Source organism: Sphingomonas asaccharolytica NBRC 15499, assembly GCF_001598355.1.
GTDB lineage: Bacteria > Pseudomonadota > Alphaproteobacteria > Sphingomonadales > Sphingomonadaceae > Sphingomonas > Sphingomonas asaccharolytica.
In genome coordinates, this window is sequence record NZ_BCYU01000037.1 from 26,015 (window position 1) to 43,258 (window position 17,244).

12 protein-coding genes and 1 pseudogene are annotated in these 17,244 nt (G+C 65.1%); 7 read left to right on the forward strand and 6 right to left on the reverse strand.

Translation table 11 applies throughout. From position 1 onward, the window contains the following. Positions 1 to 116: 116 nt before the first annotated feature. The 4 genes from SAS01S_RS11665 to SAS01S_RS11680 are packed head-to-tail and all read left to right on the forward strand — an operon-like array spanning position 117 to position 7,953. Positions 117 to 1,982, forward strand: a complete 1,866-nt coding sequence (locus tag SAS01S_RS11665) for a non-ribosomal peptide synthetase (RefSeq protein ID WP_066808086.1) — start codon at positions 117 to 119, stop codon at positions 1,980 to 1,982. A gap of 24 nt (positions 1,983 to 2,006) precedes the next feature. Then, positions 2,007 to 3,269, forward strand: a complete 1,263-nt coding sequence (locus tag SAS01S_RS11670) for a cytochrome P450 (protein ID WP_066808088.1) — start codon at positions 2,007 to 2,009, stop codon at positions 3,267 to 3,269. A 5-nt stretch (positions 3,270 to 3,274) separates the two neighbouring features. After that, a complete protein-coding gene (locus SAS01S_RS11675; RefSeq protein WP_066808090.1) occupies positions 3,275 to 7,270 on the forward strand; it encodes a non-ribosomal peptide synthetase in 3,996 nt (1,331 codons plus the stop codon). Positions 7,271 to 7,272: 2 nt separating this feature from the next. Beyond that, on the forward strand, positions 7,273 to 7,953 hold the full coding sequence (locus SAS01S_RS11680; protein WP_066808092.1) for a 4'-phosphopantetheinyl transferase family protein: 681 nt from the start codon (positions 7,273 to 7,275) through the stop codon (positions 7,951 to 7,953). Here the strand turns inward: SAS01S_RS11680 and SAS01S_RS11685 are convergent. From SAS01S_RS11685 to SAS01S_RS11710, 6 genes are all read right to left on the reverse strand, one after another. Continuing rightward, complete coding sequence (locus SAS01S_RS11685) at positions 7,908 to 9,434, reverse strand: lipopolysaccharide biosynthesis protein (protein WP_066808111.1); 1,527 nt, start codon at positions 9,432 to 9,434, stop codon at positions 7,908 to 7,910. The two genes, SAS01S_RS11680 and SAS01S_RS11685, sit on opposite strands and share 46 nt — an antisense overlap. A 78-nt stretch (positions 9,435 to 9,512) precedes the next feature. Next, complete coding sequence (locus SAS01S_RS11690; protein WP_157082783.1) at positions 9,513 to 10,436, reverse strand: hypothetical protein; 924 nt, start codon at positions 10,434 to 10,436, stop codon at positions 9,513 to 9,515. Further along, the gene (locus SAS01S_RS11695) at positions 10,433 to 13,036 is read right to left on the reverse strand and encodes a fimbria/pilus outer membrane usher protein (RefSeq protein ID WP_066808096.1); all 2,604 of its coding nucleotides are present in this window, start codon (positions 13,034 to 13,036) and stop codon (positions 10,433 to 10,435) included. The genes SAS01S_RS11690 and SAS01S_RS11695 overlap by 4 nt, the downstream gene beginning before the upstream one ends. Beyond that, positions 13,033 to 13,830, reverse strand: a complete 798-nt coding sequence (locus SAS01S_RS11700) for a fimbrial biogenesis chaperone (RefSeq protein ID WP_066808098.1) — start codon at positions 13,828 to 13,830, stop codon at positions 13,033 to 13,035. The genes SAS01S_RS11695 and SAS01S_RS11700 overlap by 4 nt, the downstream gene beginning before the upstream one ends. Before the next feature lie 120 nt (positions 13,831 to 13,950). Beyond that, the gene (locus SAS01S_RS11705) at positions 13,951 to 14,646 is read right to left on the reverse strand and encodes a hypothetical protein (protein WP_066808100.1); all 696 of its coding nucleotides are present in this window, start codon (positions 14,644 to 14,646) and stop codon (positions 13,951 to 13,953) included. A 116-nt stretch (positions 14,647 to 14,762) separates the two neighbouring features. Then, positions 14,763 to 15,299 carry a hypothetical protein gene (locus SAS01S_RS11710; protein WP_157082785.1) on the reverse strand — a complete coding sequence of 179 codons (537 nt, stop codon included), beginning with the start codon at positions 15,297 to 15,299 and terminating at the stop codon, positions 14,763 to 14,765. A gap of 316 nt (positions 15,300 to 15,615) precedes the next feature. Between SAS01S_RS11710 and SAS01S_RS11715 the strand changes: the two genes are divergently transcribed. From SAS01S_RS11715 to SAS01S_RS11725, 3 genes and pseudogenes are all read left to right on the forward strand, one after another. Next, positions 15,616 to 16,050: a hypothetical protein gene (locus SAS01S_RS11715; protein WP_245656865.1), complete on the forward strand. Its 435-nt coding sequence runs from the start codon at positions 15,616 to 15,618 to the stop codon at positions 16,048 to 16,050. Positions 16,051 to 16,129: 79 nt separating this feature from the next. Further along, positions 16,130 to 16,780 carry a DsbA family oxidoreductase gene (locus SAS01S_RS11720; RefSeq protein WP_066808103.1) on the forward strand — a complete coding sequence of 217 codons (651 nt, stop codon included), beginning with the start codon at positions 16,130 to 16,132 and terminating at the stop codon, positions 16,778 to 16,780. 80 nt (positions 16,781 to 16,860) lie between these two features. Beyond that, positions 16,861 to 17,244: pseudogene (locus SAS01S_RS11725) on the forward strand (M13 family peptidase); the annotation flags it as partial.

Here is a 17,244-nt window from a genome sequence, read left to right on the forward strand (position 1 = left end):
CCGACCTGCTCGATGCGATCCTCCTGCCCCCGCTTTTAGGGCAACACTCGGCCGATACGGGAAGGTTGCCGCCGCTTTAAATGTTTCAAAACGACTGATCGGTTAAGCGCGAGCGTATGGCTAGTCAGCACAACGCATCGCTCCATTCGTCGCAGGGCGGCGAATCTCCGGCAACCCGCGCCGCCGCTTTCGTCGCGCCGCCCTTCGCGACGCCGCATGTCGTCGCGGAGATCGCCAAGCGCCACCCCGATTCCACCGCGCTGGTCGCGCCCTGCGGCGTGCTCAGCTATGCCGAGCTCGACGCCCAGGCGAGCCGCGTCGCTGCCTGGCTGACGTCGCAGGGCGTCGGTCGCGAATCGCTGGTCGGCGTGTGCCTCGAGCGCTCGTTCGACCAACTCGTCGTCGTGCTCGGCGCGTGGAAAGCGGGTGCCGCCTATCTGCCACTCGATCCGAGCTGGCCCGACGGCCGCCTCCAGACGATCGTCGAGGAAGCCGCTTGCGCGCTCGTCGTCGGCCGCGAAGACACTGCCGCGCGCGTGCCCAACAGCCCGACGCCGGTCGTCACGCTCGACTGGCAGGCCCCGGAGCTCGCTAACGCCGAGCCGCTCGCCGCGACGCCCAACGATCCCGACGCGCTGGCCTATGTCATCTATACCTCGGGCACGACCGGCAAGCCCAAGGGCGTCGAAGTTACGCACGCCAATCTGTCCTGGCTGATCGGCTGGCACAACGAAGCGTTCGGCGTCACCGCCGAGGATCGTGGCAGCCACCTTGCCGGTCTCGGCTTCGACGCGTCGGTCTGGGAAGTCTGGCCGTATCTGTGCGCCGGCGCCTCAGTGGTGCTGGCGACCGACGACGTCCGCACCTCGGACGAGCGGTTGCGCGCGTGGCTGATCGTCCAGGGCGTCACCGTCGCGTTCGTTCCCACCGCGCTTGCGCAGGACCTAGTCCGCGACGATTGGGCGGTGGGCACCAAGCTCCGCTACATTCTGACCGGCGCGGACCGCCTGCTCGGCCGTCCGCGTCCGGGCCTGCCTTTCGCCTTGGTCAACAATTACGGACCGACCGAATGCACCGTCGTCGCCACGTCGGCGATCGTGCCGCCGGGTAACGAGGAGACCGGCCTTCCCGCGATCGGCTATCCGATCAAGGGCACCACCATCCGTATCCTCGACGGCGAGCGCCGCCCCGTCGCCGATGGCGAGCAGGGCGAAATCTATATTGGCGGCCCGCAAGTCGCGCGCGGCTATCGCCATCAGCCCGATCTCACCACCGCCGCCTTCGTCACGATCGACGGCGAGCGCTTCTATCGTACCGGCGACCGTGCCGCCTGGCGGCCCGATGGCCAGATCACCTTCCACGGCCGCGTCGACGACCAGGCCAAGGTGCGCGGCCATCGCGTCGAGCCCGAGGAAACCGCGAGCGTCCTGCGTACGCACCCCGGCGTCCGCTCGGGCGCGGTGATCGCGGCGCCGTCGCCCGATGGCGGCGACATGCTGGTCGCCTATATCGTCGAAAAGGATCCGCTGTCGGCGGAGGAACTGCGCGAATTCCTCGGCAAGACGCTCCCAGAATATATGATCCCCGGCGCGTTCGTCCGCATCGACGCGCTGCCGCTGACCCCTAACGGCAAGCTCGACAAGCGCGCTTTGCCCGAACCGAGCGACGCCAACGCGCTCGCCTCGGCCGGATTCGCCGCGCCGGAGACGCCCGCCGAAGCCAAGCTCGCCGAGATCCTCGAAGCCGTGCTCGGCCGTGGCAATGTCGGGGTCGACGACAATTTCTTCCTGCTCGGCGGTCACTCGCTGCTCGGCACCCAGGTGGTGCTGCGCGCGGGCGAGGCGTTCGGCATCGACCTGACGCTGCGCGACCTGTTCCAGGCGCCGACCATCCGCCAGCTCGCCGCGCGGATCGAGGAGATCGTCTTCGCGATGATCGAGGCGATGGACGACGACGAAGCCGCCAGTCGCGCGCAGCAATAACGGCCCAACGGAGAGCCGAGAGACATGACCGAGCAATCGCCCATCGCCGCGGCCCAGCCGTTCGACCCGAGCCTCAGCCTGTTCCAGCTGCTCGACCCGGCGGTGCATGCCGACCCGTTCCCCTTCTACCGCCGCCTCCGCGAGGAAGCGCCGGTGATGTGGGATCCGTTCATGCACACCTGGGTGGTTACAAGGTACGAGGACGTGCATTTCGTGCTGAAGGAATTCAGCGCGGACCGTACGCCCGATCCGAAGAAGATGGAGGCGCTCGGCCTACCCTCACTCGGCCCTGTCGCCGATCTGATGGCGCGGCAGATGCTCTTCCTCGACGCGCCGGACCACACCCGCCTGCGCAAATTGTGCATGAGCGCATTTACCCCGCGCCGCGTCGACGCGATGGAGGACAAGGTCCGCGAGATCGCGCACGACCTGATCGACCAGGCGGTGCAAGGCGGCGAGTGCGAGCTGATCGCCGAATTCGCCGAGCCGTTCCCGGCGATCGTCACCGCCGGCTTGCTCGGCGTGCCGCTCGAGGATCATCGCCAGCTCAAGGCCTGGTCGGCGACCTTCGCCGAGATGCTCGGCAATTTCCAGCACAACCCCGATCGCGTCCGCGACGTGCTCAAATGCGTGGCCGACATGACCGGCTATTTCCGCGATGCCGTTCGCGAGCAGGAACGCAACCCGCATGACGGGCTGATCCGATCGCTGATGGATGCCGAAGTCGACGGCCAGCGCCTGTCCGAGGACGAGGTCATCGCGAACACGATCGTGACGATGGTCGGCGGCCAGGAGACCACCACCAATCTGATCGGCAACGGCATTCTGACGCTCACCCGACAGCCCGACAAGATGGCGCAGCTGCGCGCGCATCCCGAGATTATCGAAAGCGCGGTCGAGGAATTGCTGCGCTATGAGACGCCGAGCCAGCACACCGCGCGCATCGTCAAGCAGGACACGGAAATCGGCGGCAAGTTGATGAAGAAGGGCGAGGCAGTGATGGCGGTGATGGCCGCCGGCAACCGCGACCCCGAGCGCTTCCCCAATCCCGACGAGCTCGATCTGACCCGCACCGATAACCGACACCTCGCTTTTGGTTGGGCGGCGCATTTCTGTTTCGGCGCCGCCTTGGCGCGGATGGAAGCGCGGATCTCGTACCTCGCTTTGCTCGCGCGGATGGAAGATATTCGCGTCGCGGTGCCCGAAAGCACGCTCGAATGGCGCACCAATTCGGGTCTGCGCGGGCTCTCGGCCCTCCCGCTCGCTTTCCATCCCGTCGAGGCCTGAACCCTGTGAACGCGCATGTCGACCTGTCCGCGTCGAAGCGGGCGCTGCTCGAAAAGATGATGCGGGGCGGCGGTGTCGCCGCAGCCAAGCCGCAGCAGATCGAGAAGCGCGCGCCCAACGCCGAGATCCCGCTCTCGGCCGACCAGCGCCAGGTGTGGCTCCACGCCATCATGGCGCCAGACGTGCCGCTGTATAACGAATCGATCACGATCCATCGTTTCGGCAGCTTCGACCGCGGTGCGATGGAGCGCAGCGTCAACGAAGTCCTGCGCCGCCACGAAGCCTGGCGCACCGCGTTCGTCGAGGAAGGCGGCGTGCTGGCCCAGCGCGTGCGCGAGCATCGCGACATCGTCCTGCCGTATGACGATGTCAGTCATCTGCCCGAGGCCGAGCGCGACGCCGCGGCGCTGGCGATCGGCCAGGAGGATGCGCGCCGTGCGATCGACCTGAATGACGCGCCGCTGTTCCGCGCGCGGATCGTCAAGCTCGCCGACGACAATCACCGGCTCTATTTCACGCTCCACCACATCATCTTCGATGGTGTCGCGATCTACCGCGTGATCGTGCCCGAGCTGGCCAAATTGTATGACGCCTTCTCGCGCGGCGCGCCCTCACCGCTGCCGATGCCGGCGCTGCAATATGGCGATTACACCATTTGGCAGCAGGAGCATCTCAAGAGCGCGCCGATCCAGAAGCAGATCGATTACTGGCGCCGCACGCTGGCCGATGCGCCGCCCAAGCTCGAGCTGGTCGGCGATCGCACCAAGCCGGCACGGCCGACCCATGCGGGGTCGATGGAAGTGTTCGAGATCCCGAACGAGTTGATCGAGAACCTCAAGCAGGTCGGGCGGCGCCACGGCGTCACGCTCTACATGACGTTGCTCGCGGCCTATCACGCGCAACTCCACCTCTATACCGGCGAGGACGACATCATCGTCGGCGGGGTCACCGATCTGCGCCGGCGCCCCGAGCTCGAGAACGTCGTCGGCTATTTCCTCAACACCATTTCCCTGCGCGCCAAGCCCAAGGGCGACACGCGGTTCAGCGACTTCCTGATCGAGGTCCGCGATTCCGTGCTCGGCGCGCTTGCCGCCAGCGAAGCGCCATTCGACGAAGTCGTCCGTGCGCTCGACGTCAAGCGCCGGCCGGGCACGCACCCTCTGTTCAATTGCCTGTTCTCGATCGAGCCGCCGGTCGATCCCTTCCCCGATGGCTGGGACCTGACCCAGATGGACGTCGTGGTCGGGGGCGCCAAGTTCGACCTCTATCTCGAACTCGACGAGCGGCAGAATGAGGGGATGCACGGTCGCTTCCTCTATTCGACCGAATTGTTCGATCCGTCGACGGTGCGGCGGATGATCGGCCATTATATGACGATCCTGGAGGGCGTGGTCGCCGACGCGACTTTGCCGCTCAAGGATTTGCCGCTGATCGGTGCCGACGAGCGCCGCAAGCTGCTGGTCGACTGGAACGCGACCGAGGTTGCGCCCTCGCCGGCGCTGCTGCCCGACGCCTTTCGCGCGCAGGTCGCGGCGCGCCACGACGCCACCGCGATCCGCTTCGACGACCACGCCGTCAGCTATGCCATGCTCGACGCCCGCGCCGACGCCATCACCGCATCGCTGCATGCCGCCGGCATAGCGCCGGGCAATCTGGTCGGTATCTGCCTCGATCGCTCGCCCGACATGGTCGCCGCGCTGCTCGCGGTGCACCGGCTCGGTGCGGCCTATCTGCCGCTCGATCCAGATTTCCCCGCCGCGCGGCTCGATTACATCGCCAAGGACGCCGGCGCCGTCGCGCTGCTGACCGAAGCCAGGCTCGGCCATGTCCTGGCCGACTGCCCGCTCAAGCGCATCCTGATCGACGACGTCGCGCCCGCCGGTACCACGCGTCCGGCGGTCGAGCTCGGACCGAACGATCTAGCCTATGTGCTCTACACCTCGGGCTCGACCGGCAATCCCAAGGGGGTCGAGATCAGCCACGGCGCGCTGATCAACCTGCTCAATTCGTTCCGCAACTATCCCGGCTTCACCGCCGACGATTCGCTGCTCGCGGTAACGACGCTCTCGTTCGACATCGCCGGGCTCGAACTGTTCCTGCCGCTGATCAGCGGCGGCGAGCTGATCCTCGCACCAAAAGCCGTCACAGCCGATCCGCGCCGGTTGAACGAGCTTTTCGTCAACGCCCGGCCCAGCGTCATGCAGGCCACGCCAGCGACCTGGCGCGCGCTGATCGAGGCCGGCTGGCAAGGCTCGCCGACCTTGCGCATCCTGTGCGGCGGCGAAGCTTTGCCCCGCGATCTCGCCGAAAGCCTGATCGAGCGCTCTGGTGAGCTATGGAACGTCTACGGCCCGACCGAGACGACGATCTGGTCGACGCTCGCGCGCGTCACGCCCGGCGAGGGCCCGGTGCCGATCGGCCGTCCGCTCGACAACACGACGATCCATATCCTCGACCAATATCGCAACACCGCGCCGATCGGCGTGGTCGGCGAATTGTTCATCGGCGGCGCGGGGCTGGCGCAAGGCTATCGCCACCGCGCCGACCTCACCGCCGAGCGTTTCGTCACCATCCGGGGCGAGCGGCTGTACCGCACCGGCGACCTTGCCCGCTATCAGGCCGACGGCACGATCCTGTGCCTCGGCCGCGTCGACAATGACGAGAAAATCCGCGGCTATCGCGTCGCGGTCGAAGAGATCGAGGGCGCGCTTGCCGAACATCCCGAGATCGTCGCCGCCGCCGTGCGCAGCTGGCCCGATGCCTCGGGCGAACGCGCGCTGGCGGCCTATATCGTCACGCGTGGCGACGAAGGCCCAAGCCGTGCGACGCTGCGCGAGCATCTGGCGAAGACGCTCCCCGATTACATGATCCCTTCGCATTTCGAGCATCTGCCGGCGCTGCCGATGACGCCGAACGCGAAGGTCGACCGCAAAGCATTGCCGCAGCCGGGCGGCGCGGGTGCGCGCGCAATTGAACCGCCGCAGGGCGAGACCGAAACCACGCTCGCCGCGATCTGGTGCGATCTTTTGCGCATCGGCCAGGTCAGCCGCGACGACAGTTTCTTCGAGCTCGGCGGGCATTCCCTGCTCGTCGCGCGCCTGCTGGTCCGGATCGAGCAGCAATGGGGGCGCCGCATCGGCATGGCGGAATTCTTCCAGGCGCCGACGCTTGAGACCCTCGCCGAGCGGATCGAGGGCATTGCCACCGCCGATCTCGGCGAATGGGTGCCGCTCCAGCCCAAGGGCGACGAGCTGCCGCTGCTGTGGCTCGATGGCGGCCCGACCTTCCTGGCACTGGCCCAGGCGATGGGAACCGGCCGCCCGTTCCTCGGCCTGCCGCTCGGGCCGATCCTCGAGCGCACGTTGCAGCCGGGCATGACCTTCGAGCAGATGGCGTCGGAAATCGTCGCGGTGATCCGCGAGAGCCGCCCGCGCGGTCCGTACCTGATCGGCGGCTGGTGCACCAACGGCATCATGGCGTTCGAGGTCGCGCGGCAATTGCGCGCCGCGGGCGAGGACGTGCCGCTGCTGGCGCTCGGCCACAGTATGAACCCGGTCGCGTTCCAGAAGATCACCTCGGCGCAGATGCGGATGAGCAAGGCGCGCTACCATCTCGGCGTGTGGAACAACCTGCCGATCGGCAAGCGCCTCGATTACGCCTTCGACCGCGCGCGCGGCCTGATGGAGGATGTCGGCGTCGCCGAGATCGCCGAGCGCGAGGGCGCCTATCGCGTGTTCGCCGCGCAGATGGAGCAGGCCGCTTACGGCTATGTCCCTGGCGACTATGACGGCGTCGTTGCCTTGTTCCAGCCGGCCGAGCGCCTCGCGGTGCTCGACAGCCGGCCGGGTTGGGCGGACGTCGTTCGCGGCTCGCTCGAATCGTTCGACATTCCCGGAACGCACGGCACGATGGCAGAGCCACCCAATGTCGCGACCTTCGCCGAGCGGCTCAACGAAGCGCTCGATCGGGCCTGCCGGCCGGGCCGCCGTCTGAGGCCCTGATCATGGACATGGCCGCGATCGACCGCGCGGCGCGGGGCATTGCGACTCTGACCTTGCTCGACCTCGACCTGCCGCGCGCGGAACTCGACGAATATCGTTGCTGGCTCGATGCGGACGAGTGTCGGCGGGCGTCAGCATTCCGGCGTCCGATCGATCGCGATCGGTTCGTCGCGCGGCGCGGCCAGATGCGCGCGCAGCTCGGTCAGGAATTGGGCATCGCGCCGCAGATGGTGCGGATCGCCGCGGACGAGCACGGCAAGCCGTTCCTGCGCGACGATCGCGATCTCGCCTTCAACCTCTCACACTCGAACGGGCTGGCGCTGCTAGCGACGATGCGCGGCGGGGCGATCGGCTGCGACATCGAGTGGCGCAATCCCGACCTCGCCTGCCCGCGCGTCGCCGAGCGGCTGTTCTCGCCCGAAGAATATGAAACCCTGACCGCGTTGCCACCCGAGCAATGGATTGCCGGTTTCTACAATTGCTGGACGCGCAAGGAAGCGTACGTGAAGGCGCTCGGCCTCGGCCTGTCCTATCCGCTCGACGCATTCACGGTGTCGGTGGCACCGGGCGAGCCCGTGCGCTTCACCAGCGACGAGCCGGGCTGGACCCTGGCCTCGTTCGAGCCCGCGCCCGGCTATCAGGCGGCGCTGGTGACCTGCGTCGGCCCTTCGCCCGCGCGATAATAGGGCTTGCCGCGCACCATCGAGATCGCCTCGAGCACAATGTCCTTCGAGAACAGCCACAGCCAGCCGAGATAGGCGACGCCGCCTGCCGCGACCAGGATCGCGAGGCGAAGCTGCACCGCCATCGCGGGCAGGATGGAGTCGATGCCGACGACCAAAGCGCCCATCGCAATCGCCGGCGTCACGGTCGGCGCGATCGCCCTGGCCAGTGCCGCCGCCGACAGGCCGAGCACCGGCAGCACGCGCCACGCGGTGATCGCGAGATAGACGACGTAAGCAAAGAACCACGAGGCGGCGAGCCCGGTCACGCCCCAGCGCAACCCGACCAAGAAGGCCAGCGGCAGCAGCACCGCGCCGATCATGCCGGTATGGACGTTGATCCCCGGTCGTCCCATCGCGCTGCACGCCGGGCTGAACAGCACCTGGAGCGTCATCGCCGGCATCGCGATTGCGAGCAAGCGGACGAGCGGCGCTGCCTCGACCCATTTGGACCCGAGCACGGTCGCCACCAGCGGCCCGGCGGTCACCGCCAGCCCGACATAGAAGGGCATCGCGACCAGCATCACCATCCGCGACGAGCGCGCGAAGCCTTGCGCGACGGCATCGCGATCGTCCTGCATCCGCGCATAAATCGAAAAGGCGACGTCGTTGATCGCCGGGACGAACTTGGACACCAGGATCTGCGTCAGGAACAGCCCGGTCGTGTAGAGCCCGAGTGTCGCCGGATCGAGCACGCGGCCGGCGATGAACACGTCGGCCTGGCTCTGCAGCACCCAGAAGAATTGCCCCGCCGCCATCAGCCCGCCGAACTTGGCGAGCTCGCCCGCGCCGCGGAAATCGAACAACGGGCGGTAACGATGTCCCGATACCTTGGTCATGCCGATCGCGCGGGTGATGTACAGCACGGCCGGCGCCAGGATCAGCGTCCACACTCCGAGGCCGGCATAAGCACCCGCCAGCGCCGCGACGGCACCGGTGATCGACGACAGGAAATAGACCTTGGCCTGCCGCTTGAAGTCGATCGCCCGCGCCAGTAGCGCATAGGGAAAGGCGACGAACGGCGTCGTGGCATAGATGAATGCCTGCACCCGCAACAGATCGGCGACGATTGGCTGGTGGAAATAGGCCGCGACCAACGGCGCCATCAGGAATTGCACCGCGCCCAGCCCGAAATTGAGCACGATCAGCATGCCGTACAGCTGGCGGATCGTGCGCTCGTCGGCATCGGGCTTCTGGATCAGCCCGCTGGCGAGGCCGGCGCCGTTGAGCATGTTGAGCACCGCCAGCACGACCTGGGTCATCGCGAACAGGCCGTAATCGTGCGGATCGAGGATGCGGATGACCAGGAAGGTCGCGCCCCAGGTGATGATCTGCCCGACGATCTGCGCGCCCGAGCGCCAGATTACCGCCGACCGCGCCTGCGCGAACAGCGAGGGCGACGGCGATTCCTCTTCCGGCTTGGACACGGGCGCATGCAGCATCGCCGCTTCATGCACCCGACACGATTAAGTGCGCGTAAACCGCGTCCGCCGCCGTTGCCGGCGGGTGCGGTGCGGTGCTCAGTTCACCGCGATCGAGACGGTGATCACATCCGAATAGGTTCCCGCGCGCTTCTGCGCGACATTGCCGATCGCGAAACGGAACGGGACCGACCGCCGCGCGCGATCGGTGCCAAGCGACGAATTGTAGCTGGCCGCACCGCCGAGAACCAGCGTGCGGTCACCCACCACGATGCCATAGGGGATTGCCCAGTCGGTACCGGTGAGCTTGAGCTTGCCGTTATTCTGCGATTCGAACGAGACGGTGAATCCGCGCGTGCTCTGGATGTAGAGCGTCAGCGGCACCGGAGCGACGCCTTCCTGCAGTGTGCCGAGATCGACGAGCGCGCGCCCCTCGCTGCGCGTGAACGCCCCCGACAGACCGATCAACGCCGCGGCCTTGACGTCGAGCCCGAGCGTGAGCTGCCGGCTTGCCATGGCGCCGCCCTGTTCGTCTTCGGCCGTCAAGCGCAGATTCTGGCTGAACCTGCCGTCGGTGCGCAGGTCGTCGGTCGCGACGACGAGACCGAAGCGCAACGTCTGCGAGCCACCGGGATTGACCACCACCAGCGGCCGCGCCGGCGAGGCCAGCGTGCGCCCGCTTCGCGGCGTGACATCCTCGTTGCTGGTGCGGTTGAGCAGAGTGTAGCGCAGGCGGGGATCGCTTCCCTGGTCGAGTCCGAACGGTTGTTGGTCGGTATCGAAGCTCGGCCGTACTCGGCACGCCACGCCGCCGTCATTGTAGAAGGTGAGGTCGAATTCGTCCGACGCGGGCGCCGATCCGAACGGATCGTAGCCATGGATCACCCAGTTCGATACGGGCGCCTCGATCCTGAGGTGGCATTCGGATGAACGTCCTTGCGCCTGTGCTTGCGCCGCGGCCGTGAGCGGTAATCCCGCGATGAACATTGCTCCGATGATGGCTAGCAAGCGACAGATCGTCATTGTACCCCTCCCGCTTCCAGCTTGATCGTTCCCATCGTCACCAATCCGGTTGTATCCGATGGCACGTCGATTTCGAAATGTCCGCTGCCGTCACGCAGAGTAACCACATAGCGCGTCGCCGGTTTCAGGCTCATCACCGCGAACCGGCCGGTCGAATTGGTAAAGAAGGGCACGCCCGGATCGCCGGGCTTGCCGATCGGACGCGCGACACCGGCGGCGAGGCGCACCGGGTTACCGTCGGCAAACGTCAGAGTACCCGCGGCACTGACGAAGGCGTCGGTGCCCACGCGGATGGCATAGCCGCTTCGATAGGATGGTCGCACGCGATACACTCCTGGTCCTAGGTCATATCCGGCGGGCGGGTCCTTGACGTCGTAGGGCACCGATTGATCGGCATAGGAGGTCAGATAATTGTTGACCGCGCCGCCGGTGAAATCGCTCTTGCTGACATATTCGGCGTCCGCCACCGATTGGCCGGCGACCACTGTCTTCCCCTTCAGTGTCTTGTAGGGATAGAGGATCGCGAAGCTGTCGGTGATCGGGCGGCTGGTCGCGACATGACCGTCGGCGAACACGATCGCGGTGCCGAAACGCACCGTCGAGACCTGGGCATTGCCGATCCCGCCGACGGTCGTCCCAAAGGTCGATTGCGACGCCGACAGGTTGAAACGGTTGGCGGTATAATCGGCATAAGCCGAGACGCTGGCATTGCCCGGATCGCGCTCGACGGTCGCGCCATAGCCCAAGCTACCGATGCGGCCCGAACTCGACCGGTTGTACGACGCCGATGCGGTATCGGTACCTGAATCGTAGCGTGCCTCCGCGCGCGAGCGATAATTGGGCTGATAGACCAGCGACAGGAACGCGCCGACACCATGCTGGCGCGCGAAACGGTCGGAGAAGCGCGCATAATCGGCGCCCGCACGAATGCCCCATTTCTCGGTCAGCCGATACGATACCGATCCACCCAGCCGATAGCTGTCGCCGAGTCCGTTGCGTCCCTTGAGGTAACTGCCGCTGACGGTCGCCAACAGCTTCGTATTGATCGCGCGGGTATATTGCGCGTCGACGCTCAATGCGTTGGCATTGTCGGGCAGGCTGTTGCCGAGTCCGCCGAAATAGCGGCTCTGATAATAGACCCGGATCGACGCGGAATCGACATTGCCGCCGCGGTCGAACGACTGGTCGTAGCCAAGCGCGATCGAATAGCCAAGGCCATTGCCCTTGGCATTGCTGACCCCGCCGTCGAGCTGTACGCGTCCACCACGACCGACTAAATATTGCGTCTGGGCGACAAACTGCTGAATCTGGCGGCTCGCCTGCACGCCAAATCCGATTGCCGGCAGGGTGAGGAATGCCTTGCGCCAGAAACCGGTGAATGCAGGGTCACGCGTATAATGGGGCGAACTCCCCAGCTGGTTGCCGACGAAGCCGATATTGGCGCTATATTCGTAGTCGCCCGGTACCAGGTCGATCGGGTCGAGATAGCTTTGATACTGGATGTTTTGGATGCGGCCAGCATCGTCGCGGACCTCGACCCGAACGTCATTGCTGCCGGTCGACAGCGGGAGCGAGCTGAGATCATAGACGCCCGATTGCAGCCGCTGCTGCTTGTACAGCACGCCATTGCGATAGATGCTGACGACCGAATCGTTGGTCAGTACGATCTGGCGATTGGTCTGCAAGATCGCGCTGCGCGACAGGTCAAAGCGATTGCGTTGCCGCGAGACGCCGATTCCGGCGAGCTGGGCATAGCCCTGTTGCCCGCGAATTTCCGGTGTCAGATCGCCTGCTTCCCAACGCCGATAGGAGTCCGGCTCGTCATAGACCAGCCGGAGGAAGTTGCGGTCGAACCGGTATTGGGTCGACGTGCCGTTCAACGTCGGATTGTCGGCAAGATTGCCCTCCCCTTCGAGCACGAAGCCGCCGACGCGGAACGCTCCCGAGAAGAACGCCGACGGACCGACATTGCGCCCGCCGCTCCATTGATAGGATTGGGCGATGTTGACGTTGAGATAACCCGAGACACCGGCGGGCTTGAGGTCGGGTTCCTCACGCCGCTCCTTGGGCTGTTCGAACAAACGTTCGGGAACGCGATCGCCCGAATCGATCGACAGAATGACAATCGACAAAGTGCTTGGGTCATATTGCAGCTCGAGCCCCGTGCCAGCGAGGTCCTCCGGCGAAAAGCGCTCCAGCTGGCCGAGCTTGTTGGCCAGCCTCGTCTTGCCGCCCTCGTTGAGCAGCGAGTCGATCAGTTTTTCGAACGTCTCACGATAGACGAAGAACCGGTTATCCTTGGTGATCAGGACAGGAATGTCGCCGAGGATGCGGTCGCGATAGGTTAGCGGCACCGTCAGGTCGATGTCCCGGTTATAGGGATTGATCGCCGGCGACAGCGGCTTCGGCGGCGGCGGAGTGCCGCCCGGAAGCGGTATCGTGACCTGACCGTCCGGCGCCGGCGCCGGTTGCGCGATTGGTGGCGCAGGCGCTGAAGTCGGCGAAGAACGCCCTCCGGGAAGCGGGATCGACACCTGGGCAAGCGCCGGGGTTGCGCACAGCAACGCGCTCGACGTCAGCAGGATCTGCCGCAGCTTCACGGCTGGAAGCGGATCTTTACCGAGCCAGGAGCAAAGGATTTGTCGAGCGGAACGTCGAACGTCCGGATGCCGTTGGTGGGCGCGATATAGCCCACGCCAATCAGTCGCGAGAGGTCCTCGCGCGACAATTCGATATGGATCGGTTGCTTGTCGGTTCCGGTGCCGTCGATCACCCAGCGCGCGCCGGCGAGCATCGCATAGCGCGTGCCGGTATTGCGGAACTTGACCGTCAGCCCAGCGATCTTCGGAGGAACCGGTTGCCCTTCTTCATATTTAGGCTGCACCATCGCGGGGGTCGCCGACACCACTTCCACCGATGGCTTGGCGTTGGGCGGCGCGACGGTGATCAGCGCCTTCATGTGATAGACGATTTGGACTTCGCCGCCGCTCTTGCCCGACGTGTCGGGAGCGATCGCCACCGGCAGTTGGTTGACCGACATATAATAGCTTCGCGACGACGGCATGTCAGCGCCACCCAGCCATTGCAGGCGGATGACCTGGCGGCCGTTAGCAGGGAGCGTCCCTTGCGGCGGGAAAACGAGGAAATCGTTGTCGGCCGGGACCTCGACCTGCTTGCCTTCCGGGTCATAGTCGAGCCGCGTGATATGCGTTTCGAATGCCAGCAGAGCAGATCCCGAATTGTCGACCTCGACTCGCGCGGCGGCCTTGGCGCCGCTGCTCGTCATCTCGATTACCATCGGGGAGACCCGCATCGCCCATAATTGGGCACCCAGCGGCACGACTGCCGCAATGGCGCCGGCCAACAGCCAGCGGATCGCCGTTCGATTGAGCACGATATCTTCCCCCCAGGAAAGCTTATTGGCCGCACGCCGGCAAAAGTCGACGAAGCGGCGGTACAGATACGCGAAAAGACGAGGGAGAGGGCAACTTGCCCGCTCCCTCGCATTGGTCGATTACGAGGTGGTGTCGACTGCCAGCTCGACGGTGATCGTGTCGGTGTAATTACCGGCGACGAGGCCCTTGCTTTGAGCGGTGAAGACCAGACCCATGTTCAGGTTCGAGCGCCAAGCGCCGAGGTGAACCTGCTTGGTCGAGTCGCCGTCGTTCAGCGTGATCGGAACGAACGTGCCGGCGGCCGGGCCGCTGGTGTTGGTCGTGCCGGTCAAGCCCGCATTGATCTTGTACGGGAGGTTGGCGGTGAACTGGTTGCTGTCATAGCCGCCAGCTGCCGCGTTCACGAGACCCTGGGCGCTCTTCGAGATCGTGACGGTGTTGTTGAAATTGCAACCCGCGCTCGACGAGCTGATGTCCATGTTGAACGTTGATGCCTGGTTGAACGCAGTCGTGGCGGTTTCGGTGTCGCCGTTCTTCACGCCGATTGCGCCCAAGGGGATATTGTGGCTGAGCGACGGACCGCCATAATAGGAGCAATCCTTGGCGACAGTTCCGGTCAGCGTGAACGTGTTGACCACGTCAGGCGTCGCAGTGGTGGTGTCGTCAGGAATGTTCCAGCCGTTCACCGCCCAGATCGGAGGCTGATAACCGGGATTGCCGTAATAGCCCGGCGTCACCGAGTGAGTCGACGCCGTGGCGCTGGTCGCCGCGATCATCGCGATCGCCGCAGCCGTAAGTGCGAAAGCCTTCTTCACGTTTATTCTCCCTAGTTTAAGCTAGCCGTCTGAACTCAGCGGCGCAGACGAACTGGCAGCACGAACAATCAATCCGGCGCGGCTGCCCTCGCGCCAAATACTCCCACGCCTCACCGTCACGACGGCGAGACCGTGATCTCGATCACTTCCGAATAGTCCCCGCCCAACAGCGCATCGTCACCGCGTAGCTGGTCGAAGCGCATGGTCAGTTCCATTCCGTCAAGCACGACGCCGCCGTTGCTCGACAGCACGCCGCCCCCGACCAACTGGGCGCTCTGGAAAGAACCGGTTACGACACCCAACGCAGGCTTGCGGATCGGCACGACCAGGTTGAGCCGATAGCCGAGTTTGCCTTTGTAGGGTCCCTGGCCGTTCGGATAGACAGTGTTGGCTAAGCCGCCGTTCGACGACTTCACCTTGATATCAACGGGAATATTGCAATCGAGTGCGACGTGGCGGCGATACTCGCCACCCACTGCCGTCAGGTCACCAAGCGCCAGATCAGGAATCGACCCAAAGCTGCAATGTTCCTGAATCTCGCCCTGCACTTCCAGGGTCAGCGTTTTCGCAACCGGCAAATCGTCGGCGGCAGCGTTATTGACACTGAAAAGCGCCACGCCACCTACGACAACTCCGGCCGCAAAACGCGGCACTTTCCCTAGCATTAAACCCCCACCGACTCACCCTTAACTTCCTGTATACCAAATACATCTATCAAGGGTTAGTCGAGTCTAACAGGTGGTTAACGTTATTCCGCTATTCGTGCCGAAATGAAACATCCTCCTAAGACGGTATAATAGAACGAATTTTTACTTGATTTGGCTCAATATTGTCCGATTTTTACGACTCATTACTCAATTTGATCATACCCAATTTGGAATAACCCGCCCTTTTGCCAATCCTTAACCGCCGCCTCGTAGATTGACCCCCGAGTTCTTCAGGTGGTTTTTCAGGAAGGCGTCGGACATCATGGTCGGCAGGATCGGGAAAATGGCGACGGGGTTGTTGCTCGCCGCCGCAGGCACCTCGGCCGCGCACAGCGAGACTTTCGGGATCAATCTCATCTTGCGGGTGCCGGTAATGTGCACCGTCAAGGCGGGAGCGGCCGCTGCCGGCGCCCAAACCGGGCCGGCCGCGCCGGGTTCGTTCGAGCTGGGTGCAATCCGCGAATATTGCAACGCGCCGCACGGCTATGACCTCGTGGTCCATTACACGCCGGGCTCGCTCAAGGGTATGACGCTGATCGCGGGCGACGAACGCGTCGCGCTCGACGGCTCCGGCACGGCGGTGGTCGGCCGTTCGCCAGGTCCGGCAATCAAATATCGCAATCTCCAGGCGATCCCGGGCCCACAGGGCTTCGACGCCGATCATCTCGACTTCGAGACCGTCGCCGCACCATTCTGATCCGGTTGAGCGGCAGCCCCGTGAAACGCCGCGACGCTATCCCTATCTGCGTCGCGACCGCGACACGAAAGGATAGCCGATGCCCCGCCCCATCAAGATCGATTTCGTCTCCGACGTCGCCTGCCCGTGGTGCGCGGTCGGCCTCAACGGGCTGGAGGAAGCGCTGGTGCGCACCGGCGACCTGGTCGACGCGCACATCACTTTCCAGCCGTTCGAGCTCAATCCCGACATGCCGCCCGAAGGCGAGGACTCGGTTGAGCATATAACGCGCAAATACGGCATCAGCGCGGAGCAAGCCGCAGCCAGTCGCGACACGATCCGCGAGCGCGCCGCGACGGTCGGGTTCGACATGGCGATGTTGGGCGAGCGCCGGCTCCGCAACACGTTCGACGCGCACCGCCTGCTCCATTGGGCCGAGCTCGAAGGGCGCCAGGTCGCGCTCAAGCACGCCTTGCTCGCGGCCAACTTCACCCAGGGGCTGGACGTATCCGATCACAACATCCTGGTCTCCATTGCCGAGCAGGCCGGGCTCGATGGGGCCGCGGCGCGCGACATCCTGTCTTCGGGCCGATATGCTCAGGAAGTCCGCGACGCCGAGCGCCTGTGGCAGTCGCGCGGGATCAACTCGGTGCCGGCGATCGTCATCGACGGGCGCTATCTGATCTCGGGCGGGCAGCCGCCGGAAGCGTTCGAACGCGCGCTGCGCCAGATCGTCGCCGAGCCCGCCTGACCTCCGAAGATTCCGCTTTTGTCTGCCGCCATGGTCTGACAACACACCGCACGAACGATCATCGAGCGGGAGGTTGCGTCATGGCGATCAAGCGGGTTGCTGGGCTATTGCTGCTGGGCATGTCGGGACTGGCGTTGGCGCAGACCTCCGCACCCAAACCCAAATACGGGCCCTGGGGCGTCGATTACACCTCGATGGACAAGGCGACCAAGCCCGGCGACGACTTCTTCCGTTATGCCGAAGGCAGCTGGCTGAAGACCGCGCCGATCGCCCCCGACAAGGCGCGCGCCGGCTATAATTACGACATGCCCGACGAAAGCGAGGCGGAAGTCCGCAAGCTGGTCGAGGAAGCCGGCCCCGCGCCCGCCGATCCCAAGATGCGCCGCATCACCGACTTTTACGGCGCCTGGATGGACCAGGCAGGAATCGAGGCGCGCGGCACCGAGCCGCTCAAGCCGTGGCTC